This window comes from Amycolatopsis sp. SB7-3 (genome assembly GCF_041021335.1).
GTDB classification, from domain to species: Bacteria; Actinomycetota; Actinomycetes; order Mycobacteriales; family Pseudonocardiaceae; genus Amycolatopsis; species Amycolatopsis japonica.
The window spans coordinates 151,124-172,831 of sequence record NZ_JBFPJQ010000008.1 but is presented as its reverse complement, the minus strand read 5'-3'; the positions used below and the strand labels follow the sequence as shown (position 1 = coordinate 172,831).

Genomic DNA, 21,708 nt, shown 5'->3' with positions numbered 1-21,708 from the left:
TGGTCGCGACGGCCGGAGTTCCTGGCTCCCCTCCCGTGCCGGGAGGGTGACAGTGGCGGGACCGCCCCGGACTCTCACCGGGTTCCTCCCTCTGCCGTCGCATGGGTCGAGTTCACTCTCCGGTGCGCTCAGGCGGGAGTCAAGGTGATGTGTGACCGGGGTCGAACGCGTACCCCATCCCGCGTGCGGTGCGGATGTGGCCCGCCCCGATCTTGCGGCGCAGGGTGCGGACGTAGACGTCGACGATGTTGGAGCCCGGGTCGAAGTCGTACCCCCACACGTGGGAGAGGATCTGCTCACGGGTCAGCACCTGGCCCTGGTGACGGATGAACAGCTCCAGCAGGGCGAACTCGCGCGACGTCAGGTCGACGCCGGTGCCGTCGACGTCCGCGCGGCGAGTGCGCAGATCCAGCGACAGCGGGCCCGCGTGCAGCACCGTGGTCTCGGCGACGAGTTCGGTGCGGCGCAGGCGGAGCCGGATCCTGGCCAGCAGCTCGTCGAAGCGGAACGGTTTGGCCATGTAGTCGTCGGCGCCGCCCTCCAGCCCGGCCAGGGTGGTCTGCGGCGAATCGTGCGCGGTGAGGATCACCACCGGGGTGGTGTTGTGGTGTTCGCGCAGCGTCCGCAGCACGGACAGGCCGTCGCGGGAGGGCAGGCCGAGGTCGAGCACCAGCAGGTCGTAGCCGTCACCGAGGGCGTACTGGAGGGCCTGCTCACCGTCCGCGACGACGGTGGTGGTGAAGCCGTTGGCGACGAGCCCCTTGCGGACGAACGACGCGATGCGCTCCTCGTCCTCGGCGATCAGGATACGGGCCACAGCGTGCCTCCTTCGGCTGAACGGACCGGGATTTCGATGGTGAACCGCGCGCCGCGGCCGGGTGCCGACTCCAGGCGCACCAGGCCGTGCTGCGCCTCGGCGATGGCGCGCACGATCGCCAGCCCGAGCCCGGCCCCGCTCCGATGACCGCCCGACGGCCCCCGGTTGAACCGCTGGAAGATCTTGTCGGCGTCCTCCCGCGGCACTCCAGGGCCGTGGTCGGCCACCCAGAACGACACGGTGTCCTCGGTGACGGCCGAGCCGATCAGGATCTCGTCGCCGTCTTCGGTGTGCTGGACGGCGTTCTGGGCCAGCTGCACCACGGCCTGGGTCGTGCGCTGCTCGTCGAGCGGCACCTGGCCCTCGCCGAGCGCCTCCAGCCGCCAGCGCCGATCGCCGATGGTGCGGACCTTGGCGTAAAGATCGCTGGTCAGCTCGGTGACGTCGGTGGGAGCCAGGGTGACGAAGTCGGGCTGCTCGGCCTTCGCCAGCAGCAGGAGATCGCCGACGATGCGGTTCATCCGGTCCAGTTCGTCGACGCACAGCCGGATCGCCTCGGCCCGCGCGACCGGGTCGTCGTCGAGCAGTTCGAGATGGCCGAGCACGATCGTGATGGGTGTCCGCAGTTCGTGGCCGGCGTCGTCGAGGAAGCGCCGCTGGGTGGCGAACGCGAGGTCGAGCCGGTCGAGCATGGCGTTGAACTGCTCGGCGAGCGCGGCGACGTCGTCGCGGCCGTCCACCGGGATGCGGCGGGTCAGATCGTGTTCGGTGATCTCGGCGGCGGCGCGGCGCACCAGCCGCACCGGGGCGAGGATCTGCCCGGCGACCAGCCACGCCGCGGCCCCGGCCAGGACGAGCCCGAGCAGCCCGACGAACAGCAGGGTCCGCACGGTGGTGGCGATCTCGGCGCGGTCGCGGTCCACGAAGTAACCGACGACGAACGAACCGCGGTCACCCTCTCGGGTGCCGGACGCGTCGACCCGGATCCAGCGCATCTCCCCGGCGGGGGTCTCGACGCTGCCGCTGCGCGCCGGGTCGGCGAGGATCGGATCCAGCACCGCCGGGCTCTCGCCCAGCCGGAACGGTTCCTCGCGGTCCTGCAGGATCGGCCCGGATGACGGCGTCCAGGCCAGGACCACTTCGTCGTCGTCGACGTACTGGCGGCGCAGATGCGCCGAAAGCGCGGACCGCACGTCCGGGAACGGCTGCCCGGTGGCGCGGTCCACCCCTTCTGCCAGCACCTGGCCGAGTTCGGCGGCCTCCTGTTCGAGTGCGGCGTTGACGTCGCTGTCGACCTCGCGCAGCAAAAGGTTGTACGTGACCAGCGTCGTCGACACCGTCACCACGGCGACGAGCAGCAGCAGCCAGCCCATGATCCGGACGCGCGCGGGGATCGCCCGCATCCTGGTTTCAGTCGTCGTCAGCACCGTCGTCGTCCTGGTCGTCGCCGGGCGGGACCACCGGGGGCGGTGGCACGACCACCGGCGTGGAACTGCTCGGCGGAGGGGGCTGGGTGGTCGACGTCGGATGTTCCTTCAGTTTCACCTCGATCGGCGCCTGCGGTGCGGGCGGCTCCGGCCATGCCCAGGTGACCGCGGCCGCACCGAGCGGGAGCGCCACGGCGGCGATGAGCAGGGCGATACGCGGCGAACGGGCCATGGCTCCACCCTTCCGGTCGTCGATGTGGCGAAGATGAGGACAAGATGAAGGAATCTTCACATAACGGGCGCGGACAGACGGGTGCCGACCAGCACCATCCGCAGCAACCGTTCGGCGGCGTCGGTGAGGAACTCCGCGCCGCGCAGGATCGCCTCGTCCAGATCCACCGGACCGGGCTGGATGGCCTGGAAGGCGTCGATGCCGACCGCGTAGGTGGTGTCGGCGTCCATGCCGATCCGCCCGGCGAGCGCGACCACCGGCTTGCCGTGCGCCTTGGCCCGGCGCGCGACCTCGGCGGGCACCTTCCCGTGCGGGGTCTGGGCGTCGATCGTGCCCTCGGCGGTGACCACGAGATCGGCCGCCGCCAGCCGCGCGTCGAGGTCGACGTGGTCCAGCAGGACCTCGAAGCGTGGCAGCAGCCGGGCTCCCAGCGCCGCGCACAGCCCCGCGCCGAGACCGCCGGAAGCACCCGATCCTGGGACGAGCGCGACGTCGGCGCCCAGATCGCGGCGCAGGACGTCGGCCCAGTGGTCGAGCGCCGCCGCCAGGCGCTCCACCTGCTCGGGAGTGGCGCCCTTCTGCGGGCCGAACACCCTGGCGACGCCGCGGGGGCCGCACAGGACGTTGTGCGGGTTGACCGCCAGCCGGAGTTCGGTGCCCGCGAGTCTCGGATCGAGGCCGGACACGTCGATATGCCGGGCCCGCGCCAGCTCCGCCCCGCCGGGTCCCACCTCCTGACCGGCGCGATCGAGCACCCGGGCACCCAGCGCCTGGAGCGCCCCGGCCCCGCCGTCGGACACGCCGGAATCGCCACAGCCGACGAGCACCGACGAACACCCCGAGTCGAGCGCGGCGATCATCAGCTCGCCGACGCCCCGGCTGGTGGTGCGCCCGGGATCGCGCCGATCGGCGGGCACCAGGCGGAGACCCGCGGCCGCCGCCATCTCGACCACCGCCGTCGACCCGTCGCCGAGGATCGCGAAATGGGAGCGCGTCGGCAACCCGACCGGACCGGTGACGACGGTGTCCACGATCTTCCCGCCGGTGCTCCCGGCCAGGGCCGCGGCCGACCCCTCGCCGCCGTCCACGAGCGGGACGCGGTCGATCTCCGCGAACGGGACGACCCGCAGCACGCCCTCGGCGATGGCGTCGGCGGCGGCTTCGGCACCGAGACTTTCCTTGAACCCACTGGGGGCGACGACGATCCGCATGACTTCCTCCTGGTGGTTCACGGGATGAGCGAGAGGCCGAGGCGCGGCCAGACGAGCAAGGCGAAGACGGCGACGACGACCACGTGCAGCGGCGCGAGCACTTTCGAAAGCCGGAGCAGGTCGCGGGACGAATAGGTCGGCACGCCGTCGATGCCGGAGAAGAGGGCGACGGGTTTGGCGGACGAGGTGAGGGTGTGGCAGAACCCCGCGGCCGCGGTGGAGGCGAACACCGCCGCGGCCGGGGCCAGCCCGGTGGCCGCCGCGAGCGGGATCACCACCGGCACCAGCACCGAAGACCGCGCCGAGCGGGACTGCACCGCCAGATGCGCGGCCGTGCTCACCACGATCACCGCCGCCAGCACGACCCACGCCGGCGCATCCCGGACGGGACTCAAGGCCACGTCCGCCATCCACGCGGCCGCGCCCGACCCCACCAGCGCGCCGCCCAGCGCGGCCGTCGCGGCGGTGAAGAGCAGCAACGACCACGGCACGGTCTTCAGGGCCGTACCCGTGGTGACCCGATGCGGTGGCACGCACATCGCCAAGGCGCCGACGAGCCCGACCAGCGCGGGCGGCATTCCGTGCCACGGCTCGGTGCACCACAGCACCAGCACGGCTCCGATGGTGACCGCCGCGAACCGTTCCGTCCGGGTCCACGGTCCTCGCGGCGGGAACCTGGAGCGCAGGTCGAACCGCTCACGACGGTCTTCGCGGGTGGTGAACAACCGCAAGACGACCTCGGCCGCGAGATGGGACGAGACCACCGCCAGCGGCAGGCCGAGCAACAGCCAGCGCAGGAAGCCGATGCCGTCGCCGGTCGCTTCACGCAGGAGCTGGTCGGCCACCAGATGCGCGCCCGCGCCGATGAGCGTCGAGACCGCCGACAGCAGCACCACCGTCGGGAACAGCACCGAGAGCGCCTTGACCATCCGCGGAAGCGCGCTCGCCAAGGCGGTGAACACCGGCACGGCCAGCGCCGCCCGCCCCGACGTCGAGGGGACCACCAGCGAAGAGGCCACCACCGCGACCGTCGACAGATGCGCCAGCCCGCGCACCGATCGCGCCCGTGCCGGGACCAGGGCCACGAACCGGTCGACCAGGCCTGAAGCGGTCAGCCCCGCCGCCAGCACGAACGCCGCGATCAGCAGCCACACCAGATCCGCGCCGAGGGTGGCGAACAGGTCGGCGGGCGCCAGTACCCCTGCCACGGCAAGGACGGCCACCGCCGCCAGCGCGATCCAGGTGTCGTCCAGGCTGGTCGTAATCCAGGCGCCCACTGCCGCGGCGAAGACGGCCAGGACCAGTGCGCCCTGCCAGCCCGGTCCGCCGGGTACGAGCGCGGTGCCCAGCGCCGGGATGGCTGTTGTGGGGATCAGCCATGCCTTGGTGTGCTTGGGTTTTTCGGGGTTGGGTGGCTTTCTCTGTGGGCTGGTCGTGTAGGTGTAGGCGGTCACGGTGATGAGCTTGTGACTCGCTTCTGAATCGTCCGTTAAGGACGGATGAGGAGGTCTTCATGTTGGCTTGGCGGCTGTTGCCGTGCGGCGGGTAGGTCGCGACTGGTCCGGTGGTGATGGACTGTGTGGATTTTGGGACATCTGACGTCCCAAAATCCACACAGTCTTGCGTGGCCGGTCCAGTCATGATGATCAGCTTGTGACGGGATCCTGAATCGTCCGTTCAAGAACTGGGCGCCGGATCGAGTTCGGTGGCGGTTTCACGGGCGTGGCCGGTGAGACGGCGGGCAGGTCCTGAGAGGCTCAGGGGTTTTCTGGTACCGGTGTTTCGATCGCGACTGGTCCGGTGGTGATGGACTGTGTGGATTTTGGGGCGTTGGATGACCAGGAATCCACACAGTCACCGGTGTCGGCATTTGTAATAAGGGTGAAACAGCCGCCGACCCCGAAGTGCCCTGCGAAGAGACCCTCGCATTTAGTCGACTAAATGCGAGGAACCCGCCGCAATTAGTCGGCTAAATGCGGCGAAGGGCGGCGACCTCGGCTCGCAGCGAAACGACCGCCTCGGCCAGATCCACCGGATCGACGGTGGCCGCCCATTCCCGGATGAGCACGGATCGCCGTCGCTCGACCTCTTTCTCCTTGTTGCGGATGAGGCCAGCCTGGGCGTACTCCTGCGCATCGACGGCCACTTCCTTGCGTCGCCGATATTCGGCGATCTCGGAAGTCAGCGCCTCGATCTCAGCGGGCGGGTCCATAGGGCGGCACGCAATGGAACTTCCCCAGACGGCGTTCTCATCCAGAAAGGGAGCCCAGATCCGCGCGTAAGCCTCCCGCACCCGCTCCTCGGTTACCCCGTGTTCGCCCAGGACGCGAGCCGCTCCGCCCCCGGCGGCCAGCAGGCCGACGACCAGCTCCGCCAAACCCGAGGATCGGGGCACGTCAAGGACTTCGGCCGTGACCGGATAGCCGTCGATGCTGCCGGCGGCAGGCGACGAAGGAGCTTTCTCCAGTTGCCCCACAAGGACATCGCGAGAGATCCCCAAAGCATCCGGGAGCGCGTGTCCGACGCCGTCGTCGAAGACGGCGAGCAGAAGTTCCTCGCCCCCGATGCGATCGCGCCCCAGCCGGACCGCGTGCGCGTGCGCCCGCTCCAGCAGGCTCACGCCGACCGCTCCGACGAAGAGTCCCCGATCCGCGGGAAAGGGGCGGTGGAGAAGATGATCTCCACCGCCACCTCGAAGAACTCCGCGATCCGCAGGGCGAGGTAGAGGCTCGGGCTGTACTCGCCGCGTTCGAGGTAGCCGATGGTCTGGTAGTGCACGCCCAGCGCATCGGCGAGTTCGCGGCGGGAAATGCCCCGTTCCGCCCGCAACATCGCGATCCGGTTGTAAACGACCTCGCTCATGAGCTAGCCAATTCGCTGCATCGCCTTTTCCCGTCGTGCCGCCACCGAGGACCCGGACTCGCGCCGCGCCATGCGCCGCAGGACGACCGGGGCCAGCGTCAATCCGATCACGGCCCACACCGACAGCACGCCGAGGGTCTCCCAAGGCCGCCAGGACTGGCCGATCTCGATGGCCACCGTCGAGTCCGGCAGCAGCGCCGACCGCATGCCGAGGCCGAGCCAGTACATCGGGAACACCTGCCCGAGGTACTGCAGCCATTCCGGCAGCGCGGTGATCGGGTAGAAGATCCCCGAGATCGCGCCGATCCCCAGTGTCGGCAGCATGATCAGCCCGATGCTGCGCGCGTTCGAGGTCAGCGAGCCGAAGATCGCGCCGATCGGCATCGTGGCGAGCAGGCCGAGCACCAGCACCCACAGCAGGCCCAGCCACGACGTCAGCCCGCCGGGCGCGATGCCGTCGAACAGGATCAGGCTGGGGATCAGTACCAGCAGCATGCCGATGACGGTGCTCATCGACACCGTGACGACCTTGCCGACGAGGTAGCCGATCATCCCGTTCGGGGTGGCCTTGGCGCGCAGGAGCGTGCCGTCCTCACGTTCGACGGCGAGGACTCCCGCCATCCCGAGCATGCCGGTGAACACGATCGACGCGCCTAGCACGCTCGGCACGGTGGCGGCGCCGACCGAGAACTCCATGCCCGGCAATTTCGCGTCGCGCATGAAGAACATGACGATCACGAAGATCGCCGGGTAGAGGAAGGTGTTGAAAAGGTCTTCCCAGTTGGTCATCATCTGGCGGGCCTCGAGCCAGCCGCGCCGGAAGCCCAGCCGGACACTGTGCTGGATCGTGTTCATCGCGCGCCCACCGCCTCCAGGGATTCGGCCTTGCGGACCAGGGTCATGTACGTGTCTTCGAGCGACGCCCGCCGGACCTCCAGATCGCCGATGGCGTCCCCGTGCTGTTTGAACAGTTCGTGCACGTACTTCGTCGATTCGGTCGTGGAGTGCACGAACCGCTGGCCGTCCAGCGTCCAGCGCACCTCGGCCTCGCCGGCGATCTGCCTGCTCAGCGCGTCGGCCGAACCGTCGGCCACGATGCGGCCGTGGTTCAGGATCAGGATCCGGTCGGCCAGCTTCTCGGCCTCGTCGAGGTCGTGCGTGGTCAGCAGGATCGTCGTGTCGTCGTCATCGGTCAGCCGGTGCACGAGTTCGTGGAACTCGCGCCGCGCCTCCGGGTCCAGCCCGGCGGTCGGCTCGTCGAGGAACAGCAGTTCCGGGCGGCCGACGATGCCGATCGCCACGTCGAGCCGTCGCCGCTGCCCGCCCGAGAGCATCCGGACCTTCTTGTCCGCGTGCGCGGTCAGGCCGACCGCGGCGACCAGTTCGTCCGGATCCCACGGCCGCCTGATGCGGTCCGTGGAGTACGGCGCGTAGTAGCCGCCCAGGTGCTCCAGCAGCTCGCGCACGCGCCATTTCGCGTGGTCACGCCAGGCCTGGAGGACGACCCCCAGCCGCGCCCTCCAGTTCTCGTCGGCGTGCGCCGGGTCGACGCCCAGCACGCTGACCTCGCCCTCCGACCGCATCCGGAAGCCTTCGAGGATCTCGATCGTCGTGGTCTTGCCCGCCCCGTTCGGGCCGAGCAGGCAGATCACCTCGCCGCGGTGCGCGGTGAAGTCGACGCCGTGGAGGACGTCGTTCGTGCCGTACCGCATCCGGAGATCTTTGACGGAGATCATCACGTCGTGTGGATCTCTCATTTGGTCACCCCCATCTCAGTGCTGCGATCGAATGTAGCACACCTACTACATATGATCTGAGACATACTCTCGGTGGAATCGGCCATCTACAGTGAGCGCATGTCCACGAGCGCACGTGTCCGAGCCGACGCGTGCCCTGGTGTTTTCGCCACGCACGACGCGGCCGACGGTCCGCTCGCACGGATCCGGTTGCCCGGCGGTGCCATCACCGCGGCTCAGTTCAGGGCGCTCGCCGACGCCGCCGAAGACCTCGGTGACGGCGCCCTCCACCTGACCTCCCGCGGCAACGTGCAGCTGCGCGGCGTCACCCGGCCGGGGCTCGCGGGCAGGCTCGCCGCGGCCGGGCTCCTGCCTTCGCCGTCGCACGAACGCGTCCGCAACATCCTTGCCTCACCGCTGAGCGAGACCGCGCAAAAGCTCGCTCGGGAACTCGACGAGGCCCTGTGTGCCGTCCCGGAGCTGGCCGAACTCCCGGGACGTTTCCTTTTCGCCTTCGACGGCGGCCAGGGCGACGTCGCCGGTGAGGGCGCCGACGTCTGCTGGCGCGACGGTGCCGTGCTGCTCGCCGGCGAGGACGCCGGCCTGCGCGTCCCCGCCGAGCAGACCGTCGAGACGCTGCTCGCCGTCGCGCGCGCTTTCCTGTGCACGAGGGGGACGGCCTGGCGGATCAGCGAACTCGCCGACGTCGAGCCGCTGCTCAGGGGCATCCCGGGTGAAATGACGGAGCGGCGGAAGTTCGAGGTGAACCCGGGCCTCCCGATCGGGCCGATCGGCGACGCGATCGGGGTCGCCCCGGTCTTCGGCAGGCTCACCTCGGCTCAGGCGCGCGCGATCGCGAACGCCGGGAACGCCGTGGTCACGCCGTGGCGATCGATCCTGGTCCTCGGCCCGTTGGCCGCGGACACGGGGCTGATCACCGATCCGGACGCGCCGTCGCTCGGGGTCAGCGCCTGCATCGGGCAGCCGGGCTGTGCCAAGTCGCTGGCCGACGTGCGGGCCGACGCGGCGAGAGTCGGGCGGACGCCGAGAGCCCATTTCGCCGGTTGTGAACGGCGCTGCGGCAAACCCGCGCGCGAGCACGTCGACGTGCTCGCGACGGAGGACGGTTATCTGGTCGACGGGGCGTTCGTCCCGGTCGGCGAGCTGGCGAGGACGTTGGCGGAGAAAGGGACACAGTGATCGACTACATCCGGGACGGGGCCGAGATCTACCGGCATTCGTTCGCCACCATCCGTGAGGAGGCGGATCTCGCGATCCTGCCCGACGACGTCGCGGTGCTGGCCGTGCGGATGATCCACGCCTGCGGGATGGTCGACCTGGTCGACGATCTGCGCTACAGCCTGGACGTGGTGGAATCCGGCCGTGCCGCGCTCGAAGCGGGCGCGCCGATCCTGTGCGACGCGAACATGATCGCCTCCGGGGTGACCCGCAAACGTTTGCCTGCCGCCAACGAGGTGCTGTGCACGCTGTCCGATCCGAAGGTGCCCGGGCTGGCCGAGCGGATGGGCACCACCCGGTCCGCGGCCGCGCTGGAGCTGTGGCGCGACAAGCTGCCCGGTTCCGTGGTGGCGATCGGCAACGCGCCCACCGCGCTGTTCCGCCTGCTGGAACTGCTGGAAGAGGGCGTCGGTGCCCCGGCGGCGATCATCGGGGTCCCGGTGGGCTTCATCGGCGCCGCCGAGTCCAAAGTGGAGCTCGCGAAACGGGCACCGGCCCCGTACCTGGTGGTGCACGGACGACGCGGCGGCAGCGCGATGGCCGTCGCCGCGATCAACGCGATGGCGAGTGAGGTCGAATGAGCGGGCTCGGAAAACTCTGGGGTGTCGGGCTCGGACCGGGTGACCCCGAGCTGATGACCGTCAAGGCCGCACGCCTGATCGGCGAGGCCGACGTCATCGCCTATCACAGCGCGCGGCACGGCCGGAGCATCGCGCGTTCGGTCGCCGAGCCGTACCTGCGGGACGGCCAGATCGAGGAGAAGCTGGTCTACCCGGTCACGACCGAGACCACCGACCATCCCGGCGGCTACGAAGGCGCCATCGCCGACTTCTACGAGCTGAGCGCGAAACGGCTCGCCGAACACCTCGACGCCGGACGCGACGTGGTCGTGCTCTGCGAAGGCGACCCGTTCTTCTACGGCTCCTACATGTACATGCACGAACGCCTCGCCGACCGCTACGAGGCGACCGTGGTGCCGGGCGTGACGTCGGTCAGCGCGGCGTCGTCGGTGCTCGGCCGCCCGCTGGTGCAGCGCGACGAGGTCCTCACGATCCTGCCCGGCACGCTGCCCGCCCCGGAGCTCGCGCGACGCCTGGCCGACACGCAGGCCGCGGCGGTGCTCAAACTCGGCCGCACGTTCGGCAACGTCCGCGAGGCGCTGGCCGAAGCCGGGAAACTGGACGACGCCTTCTACGTCGAACGGGCGACCTGGCAGGCGCAGCGCGTCGAGCCGTTCGCCGACGTCGATCCGGAGTCGGTGCCGTACTTCTCGCTGGCGCTGCTGCCCAGCCCGGCCTACGCGTCCCGGCTCGCCGACGAACCCGAAGTCACCCGCGAGGTGGAAACGCACACCGGCGGGGAGGTCGTGGTCGTCGGCCTCGGCCCGGCGGGTCCGGACTGGCTGACCCCCGAGGCGACCGCGGAACTGGCCGCGGCGGAGCACATCGTCGGCTACGGCCCGTACGTCGCGCGGGTGCCGCAGCGCGCGGGCCAGCAACGGCACGCGTCGGGCAACCGCGTCGAGGCCGAACGCGCCGTCGAAGCGCTCGAACTGGCCGCCGACGGGGCCAGGGTCGCGGTGGTCTCGTCGGGCGATCCCGGCGTGTTCGCGATGGCGTCGGCGGTGCTGGAACAGGTCGCGGCCGGTCGCGGCGCGGGCGCACGGGTGCGGATCGTGCCGGGCGTGACCGCCGCGCAGGCGGCCGCGTCCCGGGTCGGCGCGCCGCTGGGCCACGACTACTGCGTGCTTTCGCTGTCCGACCGGCTCAAGCCGTGGGAGATCATCGAACGACGGCTCGACGCGGCGGGCGCGGCGGATCTCGTGCTCGCGCTGTACAACCCGGCGTCCCGCACGCGGACCACGCAGCTCGCGCAGGCCCGCGACGTCCTGCTCCGGCACCGCGCGCCGGAGACGCCCGTGGTCGTCGCCCGCGACGTCGGCGGCCCCGAGGAGGACGTCCGCGTGGTCACCCTCGGCACCCTCGATCCGGCCAGTGTGGACATGCGCTGCCTGCTGATCGTCGGCTCGTCGAAGACACGCGCCGAGAACGGCGTCGTCTGGACACCTCGCACTTACGAGTGACGGCCGAGCCCGGCGTTCCGGGCTTGGGCGAGCAGCACCTCCCGGTCGTCCGTGCCCGCCTTGGCCTGGATCGAGGTGACGACGTTGCGCACGGTCTTGGGCGCGAGCCCCAGCCGGCGCGCGACGTCCGGGATCGTCAGCCCGCCGGCCAGATGGTCGAGCACCTCGTGTTCGCGTGGGGTCAGCCGCGGGAACGCCCGCATCGGCTGTGAAGCGGCGAGGAGGCCGTAGAGCCCGTCCGCGGCGCGCTCGCCGAACACGACCGCGCCCGCCGCGACCCCGCGGATGAAGCGGATCAGATCGTCGGGGCCCGCGCTGCGGGACAGGACGCCCCGCGCGCCCGCGAGCATCGCGGCGACCACGAGTTCGCCGTCGCCGGGCGGGGTCAGCACCAGCACGGCGGTGTCCGGTACGCGGGACGACACCTCGCGTGTCACGGCGAGCCCGTCGAGCGCGGGCGGGTGGACGGACAGGACGAGGACGTCCGGCCGCAGCGCCCTGGCGTGCCAGACCGCTTCACGTTCGTCGGGGGTATGGGCGACCACCTCCAGCTCCGAGGACGCGGGCGGTTCGGGCACGCCCGCGAAGACCACGGTCACCGCATGGGTTCGAATCGGCACGCCATCGGTTGTAGCGCAGAACTTTTGTACAGTGTCGGGCCGTTTTCGGTGAACAATGTCCAATCGGTAACGGTTCGACGATCAGGGGGGCCTGGTGCCGAGACGCGAGCGCCCGCTGGGGCCGGGTGACGACGTCGTCGTGAGCTTCGCGGCGGATCTTCGCCTGCTTCGCGAGAAGGCCGGCGGGCCGACGTACCGCGAGCTGTCGGCCCGCGCGGGCTACTCGGCCGCCGCGCTTTCCGAAGCCGCGGGCGGACGGAAGCTGCCCGGACTCGCGGTGACGACGGCGTACGTCGCCGCGTGCGGAGGTGACGTCGCGGCGTGGGAGGAACGGTGGCGCACGGTCGCCGCCGGGCTCGCCGCGGCCTCCGGCGAACGCGACGAAACCGAACTCCCGTACCTCGGGCTGGCCGCGTTCCAGACGGCCGACGCCGACCGCTTCTTCGGCCGCGAGCGGCTGGTCGCCGAGCTGACCGGCAAGCTCGCGGAACGACGGCTCGTCGGCGTCTTCGGCGCGTCGGGGTCCGGAAAGTCGTCCGTCCTGCGGGCCGGGCTGGCGGCGGTGAGCGAACGCCCCGTCGTCCTTCGCACGCCAGGGTCGCATCCACTCGACGAGGACCTCGACGCCGAGGGACGGCTGCTGATCGTCGACCAGTTCGAGGAGGTCTACACGCTCTGCGGCGACCGGATCGAACGCGAGAAGTTCATCGACGCGCTGGTCGCGCTCGCCCGCGACGAGCACGGCACGCGAGTCGTCCTCGGTGTCCGCGCGGATTTCTACGGTCACCTCTGCCGTCACGCCGGTCTGGTCGAGGCGCTCACCGACGCGCAGGTGATGGTGGGCCCGATGACCGCCGACGAACTCCGGACCGCGATCGTCGAACCGGCCGTCCGCGCGGGGTGCCGGGTCGAGGCGGCGCTGGTCACGACGCTCGTCGCCGACGCCACCGGCCAGCCGGCGATGCTGCCGCTGGTCTCGCACGCGTTGCTGGAGACGTGGCGGCGGCGTCAGGGGATCACGCTGACCAGCGCGGCGTACGAGGCGGCGGGCGGGATCCTCAACGCGATCGCGCGGACCGCGGAGGCGGTCTACACGGATCTGGAGCCGGACCGGCAGCGCGTCGTACGGCAGATCTTCCTGCGCCTGACCGCGCTCGGCGAAGGCACCGAAGACACGAAGCGCCGTCTCAACCGGCGCGAACTCGACGACGATCCTGCGACGACGGAGGTTCTCGAGCGCCTCGCCGACGCGCGCCTGCTCGTCCTCGACCGCGACGGCGTCGAGATCGCCCACGAGGCCTTGATCCGCGGCTGGCCGCGACTGCGCGACTGGCTCGCGGAGGACCGTGAAGGGCATCGCCTGCATCGGCAGCTGGCCGAGGCGACCGAGCTGTGGGAGTCGCTGGATCGCGACAAGGGCAGTCTTTATCGCGGCACGCGGCTGGGTCTCGCGGCCGAATGGGCGGAGCGGGAGCCGGACGCGCTGAGCGCGCGCGAGCGGACGTTCCTTCAGGCCGGGCTCGACGCCGAAGCCGAGGAGACCGCCGTCGGCCGCAAACGGACGCGGAGGCTGCGAAGACTCGTCGCGCTCCTCGGTGTCCTGTTGCTCCTGGCGGGTGTCGCCGTCGGGTACGCCGTCGACGCCGGGCGGACCGCCACCGAACAGCGGAACGAGGCGCTCGCGCGCAAGGCCGTCGTCGAGGCGAAGACGTTGCGGGAGTCCAACCCGCCCTTGTCGACCCAGCTCAGTCTCGCCGCGTACCGGCTCTCGCCGATCCAGGAGACCCACGACGGCCTGCTCACCGCCATGGCGGCGCCGTTCGCCACGCGGATGACCTTCGACCCCGGCGACGTCACCGTCGCGCTGAGCGGACAGCTCATGATCACCTCCGACTCCTACCGGGCGACGCAGGTGTGGTCCATCGCCGACTCGCGGCATCCGGAACTCCTGGCGACGCTGCCCAGATCGGAGGAGGTCCGTGGACCGCTGGCGTTCAGCCGCGACGGGCACGCGCTGGCGACGGCCACCCGGGATCATCGGGTCCGGCTCTGGGATCTGACCGACCCGCGGCGTCCGGTGCGGAAGGCGGACGTCACGGGGCATCGGGACGTCCTGCTCTCCCTCGACTTCGGCCGGGACGGCCGCCTGCTCGTCAGCGGCTCGGTGGACCGGACGGTCCGGCTCACCGACGTCGGCGACCTCGGCGCGCCGAAACCGCTCGGCGGGATCCCGGCCGAACAGCTCGAACGCGGCGTCCTGAGCCCCGACGGCACGCTGCTCGCGGTCACGAACACGAACTGGACGGCGGAGCTCTGGGACGTCACCACCCCGTCCGCGCCACGGCGGCGCTCCGTCCTTTCCGGACACAAGGATCTTCAGCTCACGCCGTCGTGGAGCCCGGACGGCAGGCGGCTGCTCACCACCAGCTGGGATCGCACCGCGAGGCTGTGGGACGTCGCCGATCCGGCGGCGCCGCGGCCCTTGTCGACGTTGACCACCCCGGCCGTGGTGTGGGCGGCCGGGTTCAGCCCGAGCGGCAGGCTCGTGGTGACCGCGGGGGACGACCAGTCGGTGCGTCTTTGGGACGTGACGGGGCCGGCGAAGGAGCTGCCGCCGCTGTCCGGGCACACGAACGCCATCTGGTGGACCGCGTTCTCCCCGGACGGCAAGACCATCGTGTCCACCAGCGCCGACCGCACCGTCCGGCTGCAGGACGTCGGGGAACTCGCGCTGGCGTCGAGCGCGGGCTGGAACGTCGGCACCTTCCTCGAACAGGGGCGCATCCTCGTCACCGCGGGGGACGACGTGCGGCTCTGGGCGATGGACGACCTCCGTGCGCCGAGGCAGCTTTCGAAGCTGCCCGGGCCCGCGACCGTCACCGCGGTCGCGGTGAGCCCGGACCGGCGGAGTCTCGCGCTGGCGGCGCACGCCGGTGCCGGGGTGGCCGGGACCTTCGTGCTCCAGCGCTGGGACATCGGCGATCCGACGGCGCCGAAACTGCTGGCGTCGACCGAGGTCCTGCCGACCTACTCGCTCGCCTTCAGCCCGGACGGGAAGACCTTCGCCTCCGGCCGCGACGACGGACCGATCACGCTCTGGGACGTCAGCGACCCCCGGCGGTTCACCGGGCCGCGGGATCTGCCGGTCGGCGACGGCACCGTGTGGTCGCTCGCGTTCACCCCCGACGGACGGACGCTCGTGGCGAGCCAGGGGCCGGACTCGTCCGCGGTGACCCTGTGGGACGTCGCCGATCCCCAGCGGCCCAGCCTGGTGTCGACCCTGCGGCCCGACGGCGGCACGGTGTTCAAGATGGCGCTCAGCCCCGACGGCCGCACGGTCGCCGCGGGCAGCAGCGACCGGAACGTCTACCTGTGGGACATCACCGATCGCGCGCATGTCGCGCGGCTCGCGAAATTGGGCGGGCACGCCGAAGGAGTCGGGCCGCTCGCGTTCGGCCCGGACGGCCGGGAACTGGCGGCGTCGGCGTTCCGGACGGTGCGCGTCTGGGACGTGGCCGATCCGCGGAAACCGGTGGAGACGACGCAGCTCACCGGCTTCGCGGCGACGGTCAACTCGCTGGCGTACCGGGACGACGGGCATACGCTCGCGATCGGGAGCAGCGGCGTCCAGCTGTGGCAGACGGATACCGCGCGTGTGGCGGAGGAGATCTGCAGGCTGGCGACGCCGAGGATCACGCGGGAAGAGTGGGAGAAGTACTTTCCGGGGCTCGAATACGCGCCACCGTGCGGATGAGCGACTTCCGGAACTGTCCCCAAAGGACAGTGGGCCGGGTGTCGCGAAAGCCACTTTCGGGACATCATCCGTCGCGAAGGTGGCTTTCGCGACACATCCAGGGCATGGGGTGCGGCAAGCCACGTCGGCGGCGTTGCGAAAGCCACTTTCGCAACCTTCAACGTTGCGAAAGTGGCTTTCGCAACCTGCCGAACTGCGTGGACACGGGGCCCGACGGGGCCGAGAAGTGGAGGGAGTAACTCCCTCCGTAATAAACATATAGCGCATGGGGGGACTTGCCACAAGACCCCGGTGATGCCTCAGACTCACTCGCCGTAGCCGAAACCTGGCGAAATGGGAGTCTGTGTCAACTCAGGGTCATGAAGAAGAGCTCCGGTCCGAACGCGAGTACGTCGCCGGGCTCTACACGCGCCTGGACGCCGAACGCGCGCGGGTGAAGGGGGAGTACCAGGCCGCGCTGGGCGGAACCGGCGGGACGGCCATGGAACGTGACGTCGAGGTACGCGCGCTGGCCAGGGAGTCGCGGCGGCTGGACGTCGTCGACAACGGGCTGTGCTTCGGCAGGCTGGACAGCCTGGCGGGGGAGACCTCGTACATCGGCCGCATCGGTCTCTTCGACGAGGAGAACGACTACGAGCCGGTGCTGCTCGACTGGCGGGCGCCGGCGGCGCGCCCGTTCTACACCGCGACCGCCGCGACGCCGGAGAAGATGCGCCGTCGCCGCCAGTTCCACACGCACGGCCGTGAGGTGCTCGGGTTCACCGACGAGGTGTTCGGCCGCCCCGGCGGCGACGCGGAGGGTGACGCGGCGCTGCTCGCGGCCGTCAACGCGCCGCGTGGCGAGGGGATGCGGGACATCGTCGCGACGATCCAGTCCGAACAGGACGAGATCATCCGGCACGAGCACCCCGGGGTACTGGTGATCGAGGGCGGGCCGGGGACCGGGAAGACCGTGGTCGCGCTGCACCGCGTCGCGTACCTGCTCTACACGCAGCGCGAGCGGATGGAGCGCCACGGCGTGCTCGTGGTCGGACCGAATCCGGCGTTCCTGCATCACATCGGCCGGGTCCTGCCGTCGCTGGGCGAGACCGACGTGGTGTTCATGACCACCGGCGATTTCGTGCCCGGCAAGCACGTCACCGCCGAGGACGGGCCGGAAGTCACGCGGCTCAAGGGTTCGTTGAAGATGCTGGACGTCCTCAAGGCCGCCGTCGCCGATCGTCAGCGGCTGCCCGAGGAGCCGGTGCTGATCGACCTCGCCGACGTCACCGTGCGGATCGACGCCGAGACCGCGGAATGGGCCCGTGACGAGGCACGCAAGAGCGGCCTGCCGCACAACGAGGCGCGCGGGACGTTCACCGACATCGTCACCTACGTGCTGACCGAACGGGCGATCGCGCGGATCGGCCGCGGCTGGCTCAGCCGGGACGACCGTGACGAATGGGAGCGGCTGCGGAAGGACCTGCTGAAGGAACTGGCGGAGAGCGAGACGTTCACCGCCGCGCTCGACGCGCTCTGGCCGATCCTGACGCCCGAAAGTCTGCTGGGGTCGCTGCTCTCGTCCTCGGAGCGGCTTCGCGCGGCGGGGGCCGACCAGGCGTTGCTGCGCGCCGACGGCGAGGCATGGACGGTGTCGGACACGCCGCTGCTCGACGAACTCGTCGACCTGCTCGGCCGCGACAAGGCGGAGGACAAGGCCGCCGAGATGGCGCTCGCGCGGGAGAAGAAGGCCGAGGCCGAGTACGCCGAAGGTGTGTTCGACACGATGAAGCTCGACCGGGAGGAGATGGACGAGGACGTCATGCTGTCGGCGGAGAACCTGCTCTTCGCCGACGAACTCGCCGACCGGTTCGTCGAGCACGACACGCGGAGCCTCGTCGAGCGTGCCTCGGCGGACCGGGACTGGACGTACCGGCACGTCGTGGTCGACGAGGCGCAGGAACTGTCCGAAATGGACTGGCGGGTGCTGATGCGGCGCTGTCCCAACCGGTCGTTCACCGTCGTCGGCGATCTGGCGCAGCGCCGCTCCGAGGCCGGGGCGCGTTCGTGGGACGCGATGCTGAAGCCGTACGTGCCGGGGCGCTGGGTGTACCGCTCGCTGACGGTGAACTACCGCACCCCGGCCGAGATCATGGCCGTCGCGGCGTCGGTGCTCGCCGAGTTCGCGCCGGAGGTCCGGGCGCCGGAATCGGTGCGGTCCAACGGGGTCCGGCCGTGGGCACGGCAGGTCGACGCGGAATCGCTGGCCGGTGCCATCGAGGAGTTCGTCAAGGACGAAGCCGGGCGTGAAGGCACCAGCGTCGTGATCGGGCCTCCCGGCGTGCCGGGCACGGTGCCCGCGTCGGAGACGAAGGGGCTCGAGTACGACGCCGTCCTCGTCGTGGACCCGGAGCGGATCCTGGCCGACGGACCGCGAGGTGCCGCTGAGCTCTACGTGGCGCTGACGCGCGCTACGCAGCGCCTCGGCGTCCTTCACGAAGGCCCGCTGCCGCCCGCACTGGCGGGCCTGAACGCGTAACTCGCGTGATCAGACAGCGCACTCGCGTGATTGGGGCCGGAACTCGTGAGTTCCGGCCCCAATCACGCGTGTTACGGGCTCAATCACGCGAGTGACGGCTAGCGCGTCGGGTCCTTGCCGTTTGGCTGCCGCGGCCCGGGGCCGGGTGACCACCAGCCGGGGACGACCTTCTCGCCGTGGACGATCGTCGGCGCGATGCCCTCGGTGAACGGTTCGACCTGCAGCAGCTGGCCCCAGGACTGGCTCGGCTGGCCGATCAGGTAGCTGGGCACCTCGGGTTCGGCCGCGACCTCTTCGAGCCAGCCGATCGGGCCGCCGTTGGTGCTGGACGCCCAGTTCGCCTCGTCGGCGACGGCGCCGGCGGTGATCCGGTACTCGGGCATCTTCGAGATGCCGTCGTGCGAGGTCACCGGCTGCACGCACGGGTAGACGAACGACGCGGGCCAGTCGACGTACACCGGTTTGCCCGCGATCTTCTCGGTCAGCGTGGTGAACGTCGGCACGCGCGGCGCGGACGCGGCGATCCAGCCGTCCTCGGTGAGGTCGTTGTCGACGATGTTGATCCGCACGGACGTCGTCTCGGCGGGGAGGTCGCGCAGGTTGATCCGGGTGTCGTTCCAGCCGTTGGTCCCGGCGCCCGGCGGCAGCACGAACTGGCTGCGCACGACCTTCACGCCTTCGCTGGTGTTCACGCCGTAGTCGAGGCTGACCGACGTCGGCCGCCGGGCCGCGCCCGCGGTGGCGACCACGATCTGGCCGTCGGCCGGCTTCTCGGCGAGGGCGTACCAGTCGCTGCGCAGCCGCCCGGCCCGCGTCTCGGGGTCGAGGAAGCTGCTCCACATCGGGACTTCGTCGGGTTTGAAGCCGTGCGGCGGTTCGGCCAGCGGATCCTTGTCGTCGATCGCGCGGGTGTGGAACCCGGTCTGCACCCGGCCGTTGTCCTGCTCGGGATCCGGCAGCGGCGGCGGGGTCTGCCCGGCGGGCGGCTCCTCCTTCTTCACCGGGACCGTCCGCTGTTCGGGCTGGGCCCGCAGGATGCTGGTCGCGGCGTCCCGTTCCACCATCACGTGGTCGGAGAGGTTGCAGCTCTTGCCGAACAGATGCCCGAAGTTCGCGGCGCCGAGGCTGTAGGAACCCTGCTGGTTGTGGATCGCCCACGCCATGCTGACGAACTCGCCCGTGGCCATCAGACCGCAGACCACCACCAGCGAGAGCGAACCGAGCCGCAGCGACCGGCTCCGCCCTTCCTGCGGTCCCGCCTGCAGGCCGGGCCGGTGCGCGCGGACGTTCTCCACGAACGCGTACACCCCGGAGATCGCCGCCGCGATCAGCAGGATGGTCGACAGCGGGATCCCGCCGATCGACGGCGCCACCGCCGTCCACTGCACGCCGAGTTTCGAGACGAACCAGTACGAGTTGGGCCCGGTCGCGGCCAGCGCGCCGACCACGAGCAGCCCGGCGAGGAAGGCCGCCCGGTTACGCCGTGAGCGCAGCACCGTCGAACTGGTCGCCAGCGCGGTCAACGCCGCCATCGCCGCGCCGACCGCGGCGAACGCGCCGAAGTGGTGCGTCCACTTGGTCGGGGTCAGCGCCAGCAGCAGGAAGAACAGCGCGACCGTGCCGATCAGGCGGCGGCTGGGGCCGAGCGCGGCGCCGGGGATCCGGCCGCGGCGCAGCAGCACCACCAGGCAGGTCCCGGTGCACAGCAGCACCAGCAGCACGGGGAACCGGCGTGGCACGGAGCCGTCCGGCAGGCTTTCGAACAGCAGCTGGTAGCGCGCGAGTTCCTGGAACCACGACAGGTTCGGGCCGACCAGGGTGCGGATCCGGGTCGCCTCCTGCACGGTGGCGAAGGTCTGGTCGGCGAACACCACGACCAGCACCAGCAGCCCGGCGGCCAGCACCGGCGCGAGCACCGGCAGCCAGCCGTTCTCGGCGCGCTGGCGGACCAGTTTGTACAGCGGGCGCGCGGCGACCAGGAACGGCGCGACCGCGATCAGCCCGGTCGGCGTCGCGGCCAGGGTGAACCCGGCCGCGGTGAGCCCGAGGCACAACGGCAGCAGACGGCGGGTCACCAGCGCGCGCTCGACGGCGCAGATCGCCAGCAGCGAGCCCAGCGCGGCGACCGGTTCCGGCCGGACCCCGTTGTTGAACGGCATCCACCAGACCAGGAACACCGCGGCGGCGGCCCAGCCGGCGGCGCGGCTCGTGCGGACCTGGGTGCCCAGGCGCGGCATGACCTCGCGGCTGATCAGCAGCCAGCTCAGCACGCCCAGCACGAACGACGGGAGCCGGATCCACGGCGGCACCGTGCTGACGTGCGCCATCAGCTGGTACACGTGGTAGAACCAGCCGAACGGCGCTTCGGCGACACCGAACCAGCGGTGGTAGTTCGTGAGGTAGCCGGTCTCTTCGGCCACTCTCGACATCGTGAGGATGTAGCCGTCGTCCGAGGTGACCGGGCCGATGAACACCCACGCGCCGAGCGCGATGATCACCGTCGCGTCGCGGGCGGTCAGCCGCCACCAGCCGACCGGCGCCCAGCGCGGCGCGCGGCGGGCGAACCCGGAGTCCATCCGCCACACCGCGATCAGGCAGCCGATGAACGACAGCGCCGCGATGACGCCGATGATCCACTTCCACACCGTCGGCGACGTCTGGTAGCGGGTGTCCGGGACGACCGAGACGTGCAGACCGGCGATCGGGTCCTTGCCCGCGTTGATCGACGAGTAGATCCCGACCAGCCGCGGCCGGACGTCGCCCTCGGCGTGGAACACCACGGTCTCGGCGACGGTCAGCGTCATCTGGTTCGCGTCCGCCGACAGCTTTACGTCACATTTGTTCTCGGGAAGCGGCTGCTGCACGATCTGCTGCCCCTGGCTGGAGGCGAGCAGCACGCCGTTGTCGATGCGCAGCTGCAGGCCGACGCCCTTGCCCGCGCGCGGGTCGGTGCGGCCGTCGGGCACTGTGGAGAACAACAGCGCCTGGCCCTGCGAACGCGCGTCCAGCGAACGGACGGTCGTGCACGGCAGGTCGACGCGCAGGTCCTGCGCCCAGTACCCGGTCAAGGGCGCGTTGACGGAGCGGGTGTCGCCGCCCGTTGGCCAGACGACCTCCGCTGTGTCCTGCACCACCGGCAGGAAGGGGAAAGCCAATGCGCACAAGGCGGACAGCAACCCCAGCGTGACAGCGATCAAACGCATCGGCGC

The 21,708-nt window shown here is 70.8% G+C and carries 16 protein-coding genes and 1 riboswitch; of the genes, 5 read left to right on the top strand and 11 right to left on the bottom strand.

What is annotated here, in order from left to right:
- Positions 1 to 15 precede the first annotated feature (15 nt).
- Positions 16 to 88, bottom strand: a riboswitch (cobalamin riboswitch).
- Positions 89 to 139: 51 nt separating this feature from the next.
- The 9 genes from AB8M46_RS37170 to AB8M46_RS37130 all read right to left on the bottom strand — a co-directional run bounded on the left by AB8M46_RS37170 (position 140) and on the right by AB8M46_RS37130 (position 8,306).
- On the bottom strand, positions 140 to 817 hold the full coding sequence (locus tag AB8M46_RS37170) for a response regulator transcription factor (RefSeq protein WP_350594906.1): 678 nt from the start codon (positions 815 to 817) through the stop codon (positions 140 to 142).
- Complete coding sequence (locus AB8M46_RS37165) at positions 802 to 2,244, bottom strand: ATP-binding protein (RefSeq protein WP_394363211.1); 1,443 nt, start codon at positions 2,242 to 2,244, stop codon at positions 802 to 804. The genes AB8M46_RS37170 and AB8M46_RS37165 overlap by 16 nt, the downstream gene beginning before the upstream one ends.
- The gene (locus tag AB8M46_RS37160) at positions 2,228 to 2,476 is read right to left on the bottom strand and encodes a hypothetical protein (RefSeq protein WP_037346637.1); all 249 of its coding nucleotides are present in this window, start codon (positions 2,474 to 2,476) and stop codon (positions 2,228 to 2,230) included. Before AB8M46_RS37160 ends, AB8M46_RS37165 begins: the two co-directional genes overlap by 17 nt.
- Before the next feature lie 56 nt (positions 2,477 to 2,532).
- Positions 2,533 to 3,687 carry a glycerate kinase gene (locus tag AB8M46_RS37155; protein WP_394363210.1) on the bottom strand — a complete coding sequence of 385 codons (1,155 nt, stop codon included), beginning with the start codon at positions 3,685 to 3,687 and terminating at the stop codon, positions 2,533 to 2,535.
- A 17-nt stretch (positions 3,688 to 3,704) separates the two neighbouring features.
- A complete protein-coding gene (locus AB8M46_RS37150) occupies positions 3,705 to 5,141 on the bottom strand; it encodes an SLC13 family permease (RefSeq protein ID WP_394363209.1) in 1,437 nt (478 codons plus the stop codon).
- A 515-nt stretch (positions 5,142 to 5,656) separates the two neighbouring features.
- On the bottom strand, positions 5,657 to 6,307 hold the full coding sequence (locus AB8M46_RS37145) for a Clp protease N-terminal domain-containing protein (protein WP_394363208.1): 651 nt from the start codon (positions 6,305 to 6,307) through the stop codon (positions 5,657 to 5,659).
- A complete protein-coding gene (locus AB8M46_RS37140; RefSeq protein WP_005162705.1) occupies positions 6,304 to 6,549 on the bottom strand; it encodes a helix-turn-helix transcriptional regulator in 246 nt (81 codons plus the stop codon). Before AB8M46_RS37140 ends, AB8M46_RS37145 begins: the two co-directional genes overlap by 4 nt.
- A gap of 3 nt (positions 6,550 to 6,552) precedes the next feature.
- Positions 6,553 to 7,404 (bottom strand): ABC transporter permease, encoded by an 852-nt coding sequence (locus AB8M46_RS37135; RefSeq protein WP_394363207.1) that lies wholly within the window; start codon positions 7,402 to 7,404, stop codon positions 6,553 to 6,555.
- Positions 7,401 to 8,306 carry an ABC transporter ATP-binding protein gene (locus AB8M46_RS37130; protein ID WP_037346647.1) on the bottom strand — a complete coding sequence of 302 codons (906 nt, stop codon included), beginning with the start codon at positions 8,304 to 8,306 and terminating at the stop codon, positions 7,401 to 7,403. Before AB8M46_RS37130 ends, AB8M46_RS37135 begins: the two co-directional genes overlap by 4 nt.
- A 99-nt stretch (positions 8,307 to 8,405) precedes the next feature.
- On the opposite strand from AB8M46_RS37130, the gene AB8M46_RS37125 reads away from it, so the two are divergent.
- Genes AB8M46_RS37125 through AB8M46_RS37115 form a run of 3 tightly spaced genes read left to right on the top strand, consistent with a single transcriptional unit; the run spans position 8,406 to position 11,607 of the window.
- Complete coding sequence (locus tag AB8M46_RS37125; protein ID WP_394363206.1) at positions 8,406 to 9,485, top strand: precorrin-3B synthase; 1,080 nt, start codon at positions 8,406 to 8,408, stop codon at positions 9,483 to 9,485.
- On the top strand, positions 9,482 to 10,105 hold the full coding sequence (locus tag AB8M46_RS37120; protein ID WP_016332061.1) for a precorrin-8X methylmutase: 624 nt from the start codon (positions 9,482 to 9,484) through the stop codon (positions 10,103 to 10,105). The genes AB8M46_RS37125 and AB8M46_RS37120 overlap by 4 nt, the downstream gene beginning before the upstream one ends.
- Positions 10,102 to 11,607: a precorrin-2 C(20)-methyltransferase gene (locus AB8M46_RS37115; RefSeq protein ID WP_394363205.1), complete on the top strand. Its 1,506-nt coding sequence runs from the start codon at positions 10,102 to 10,104 to the stop codon at positions 11,605 to 11,607. The genes AB8M46_RS37120 and AB8M46_RS37115 overlap by 4 nt, the downstream gene beginning before the upstream one ends.
- On the opposite strand, the gene AB8M46_RS37110 is transcribed toward AB8M46_RS37115, so the two are convergent.
- The gene (locus AB8M46_RS37110) at positions 11,598 to 12,227 is read right to left on the bottom strand and encodes a response regulator (protein ID WP_394363204.1); all 630 of its coding nucleotides are present in this window, start codon (positions 12,225 to 12,227) and stop codon (positions 11,598 to 11,600) included. The genes AB8M46_RS37115 and AB8M46_RS37110 overlap by 10 nt on opposite strands.
- A gap of 94 nt (positions 12,228 to 12,321) precedes the next feature.
- On the opposite strand from AB8M46_RS37110, the gene AB8M46_RS37105 reads away from it, so the two are divergent.
- Positions 12,322 to 15,981, top strand: coding sequence for a hypothetical protein (locus tag AB8M46_RS37105; RefSeq protein ID WP_394363203.1), 3,660 nt, complete (start codon positions 12,322 to 12,324; stop codon positions 15,979 to 15,981).
- A gap of 343 nt (positions 15,982 to 16,324) precedes the next feature.
- Positions 16,325 to 18,499, top strand: a complete 2,175-nt coding sequence (gene helR, locus AB8M46_RS37100; protein ID WP_394363202.1) for an RNA polymerase recycling motor ATPase HelR — start codon at positions 16,325 to 16,327, stop codon at positions 18,497 to 18,499.
- 98 nt (positions 18,500 to 18,597) lie between these two features.
- Here the strand turns inward: helR and AB8M46_RS37095 are convergent, their stop codons facing one another.
- Positions 18,598 to 21,702 (bottom strand): arabinosyltransferase domain-containing protein, encoded by a 3,105-nt coding sequence (locus AB8M46_RS37095; protein WP_394363201.1) that lies wholly within the window; start codon positions 21,700 to 21,702, stop codon positions 18,598 to 18,600.
- Between the last annotated feature and the right edge of the window lie 6 nt (positions 21,703 to 21,708).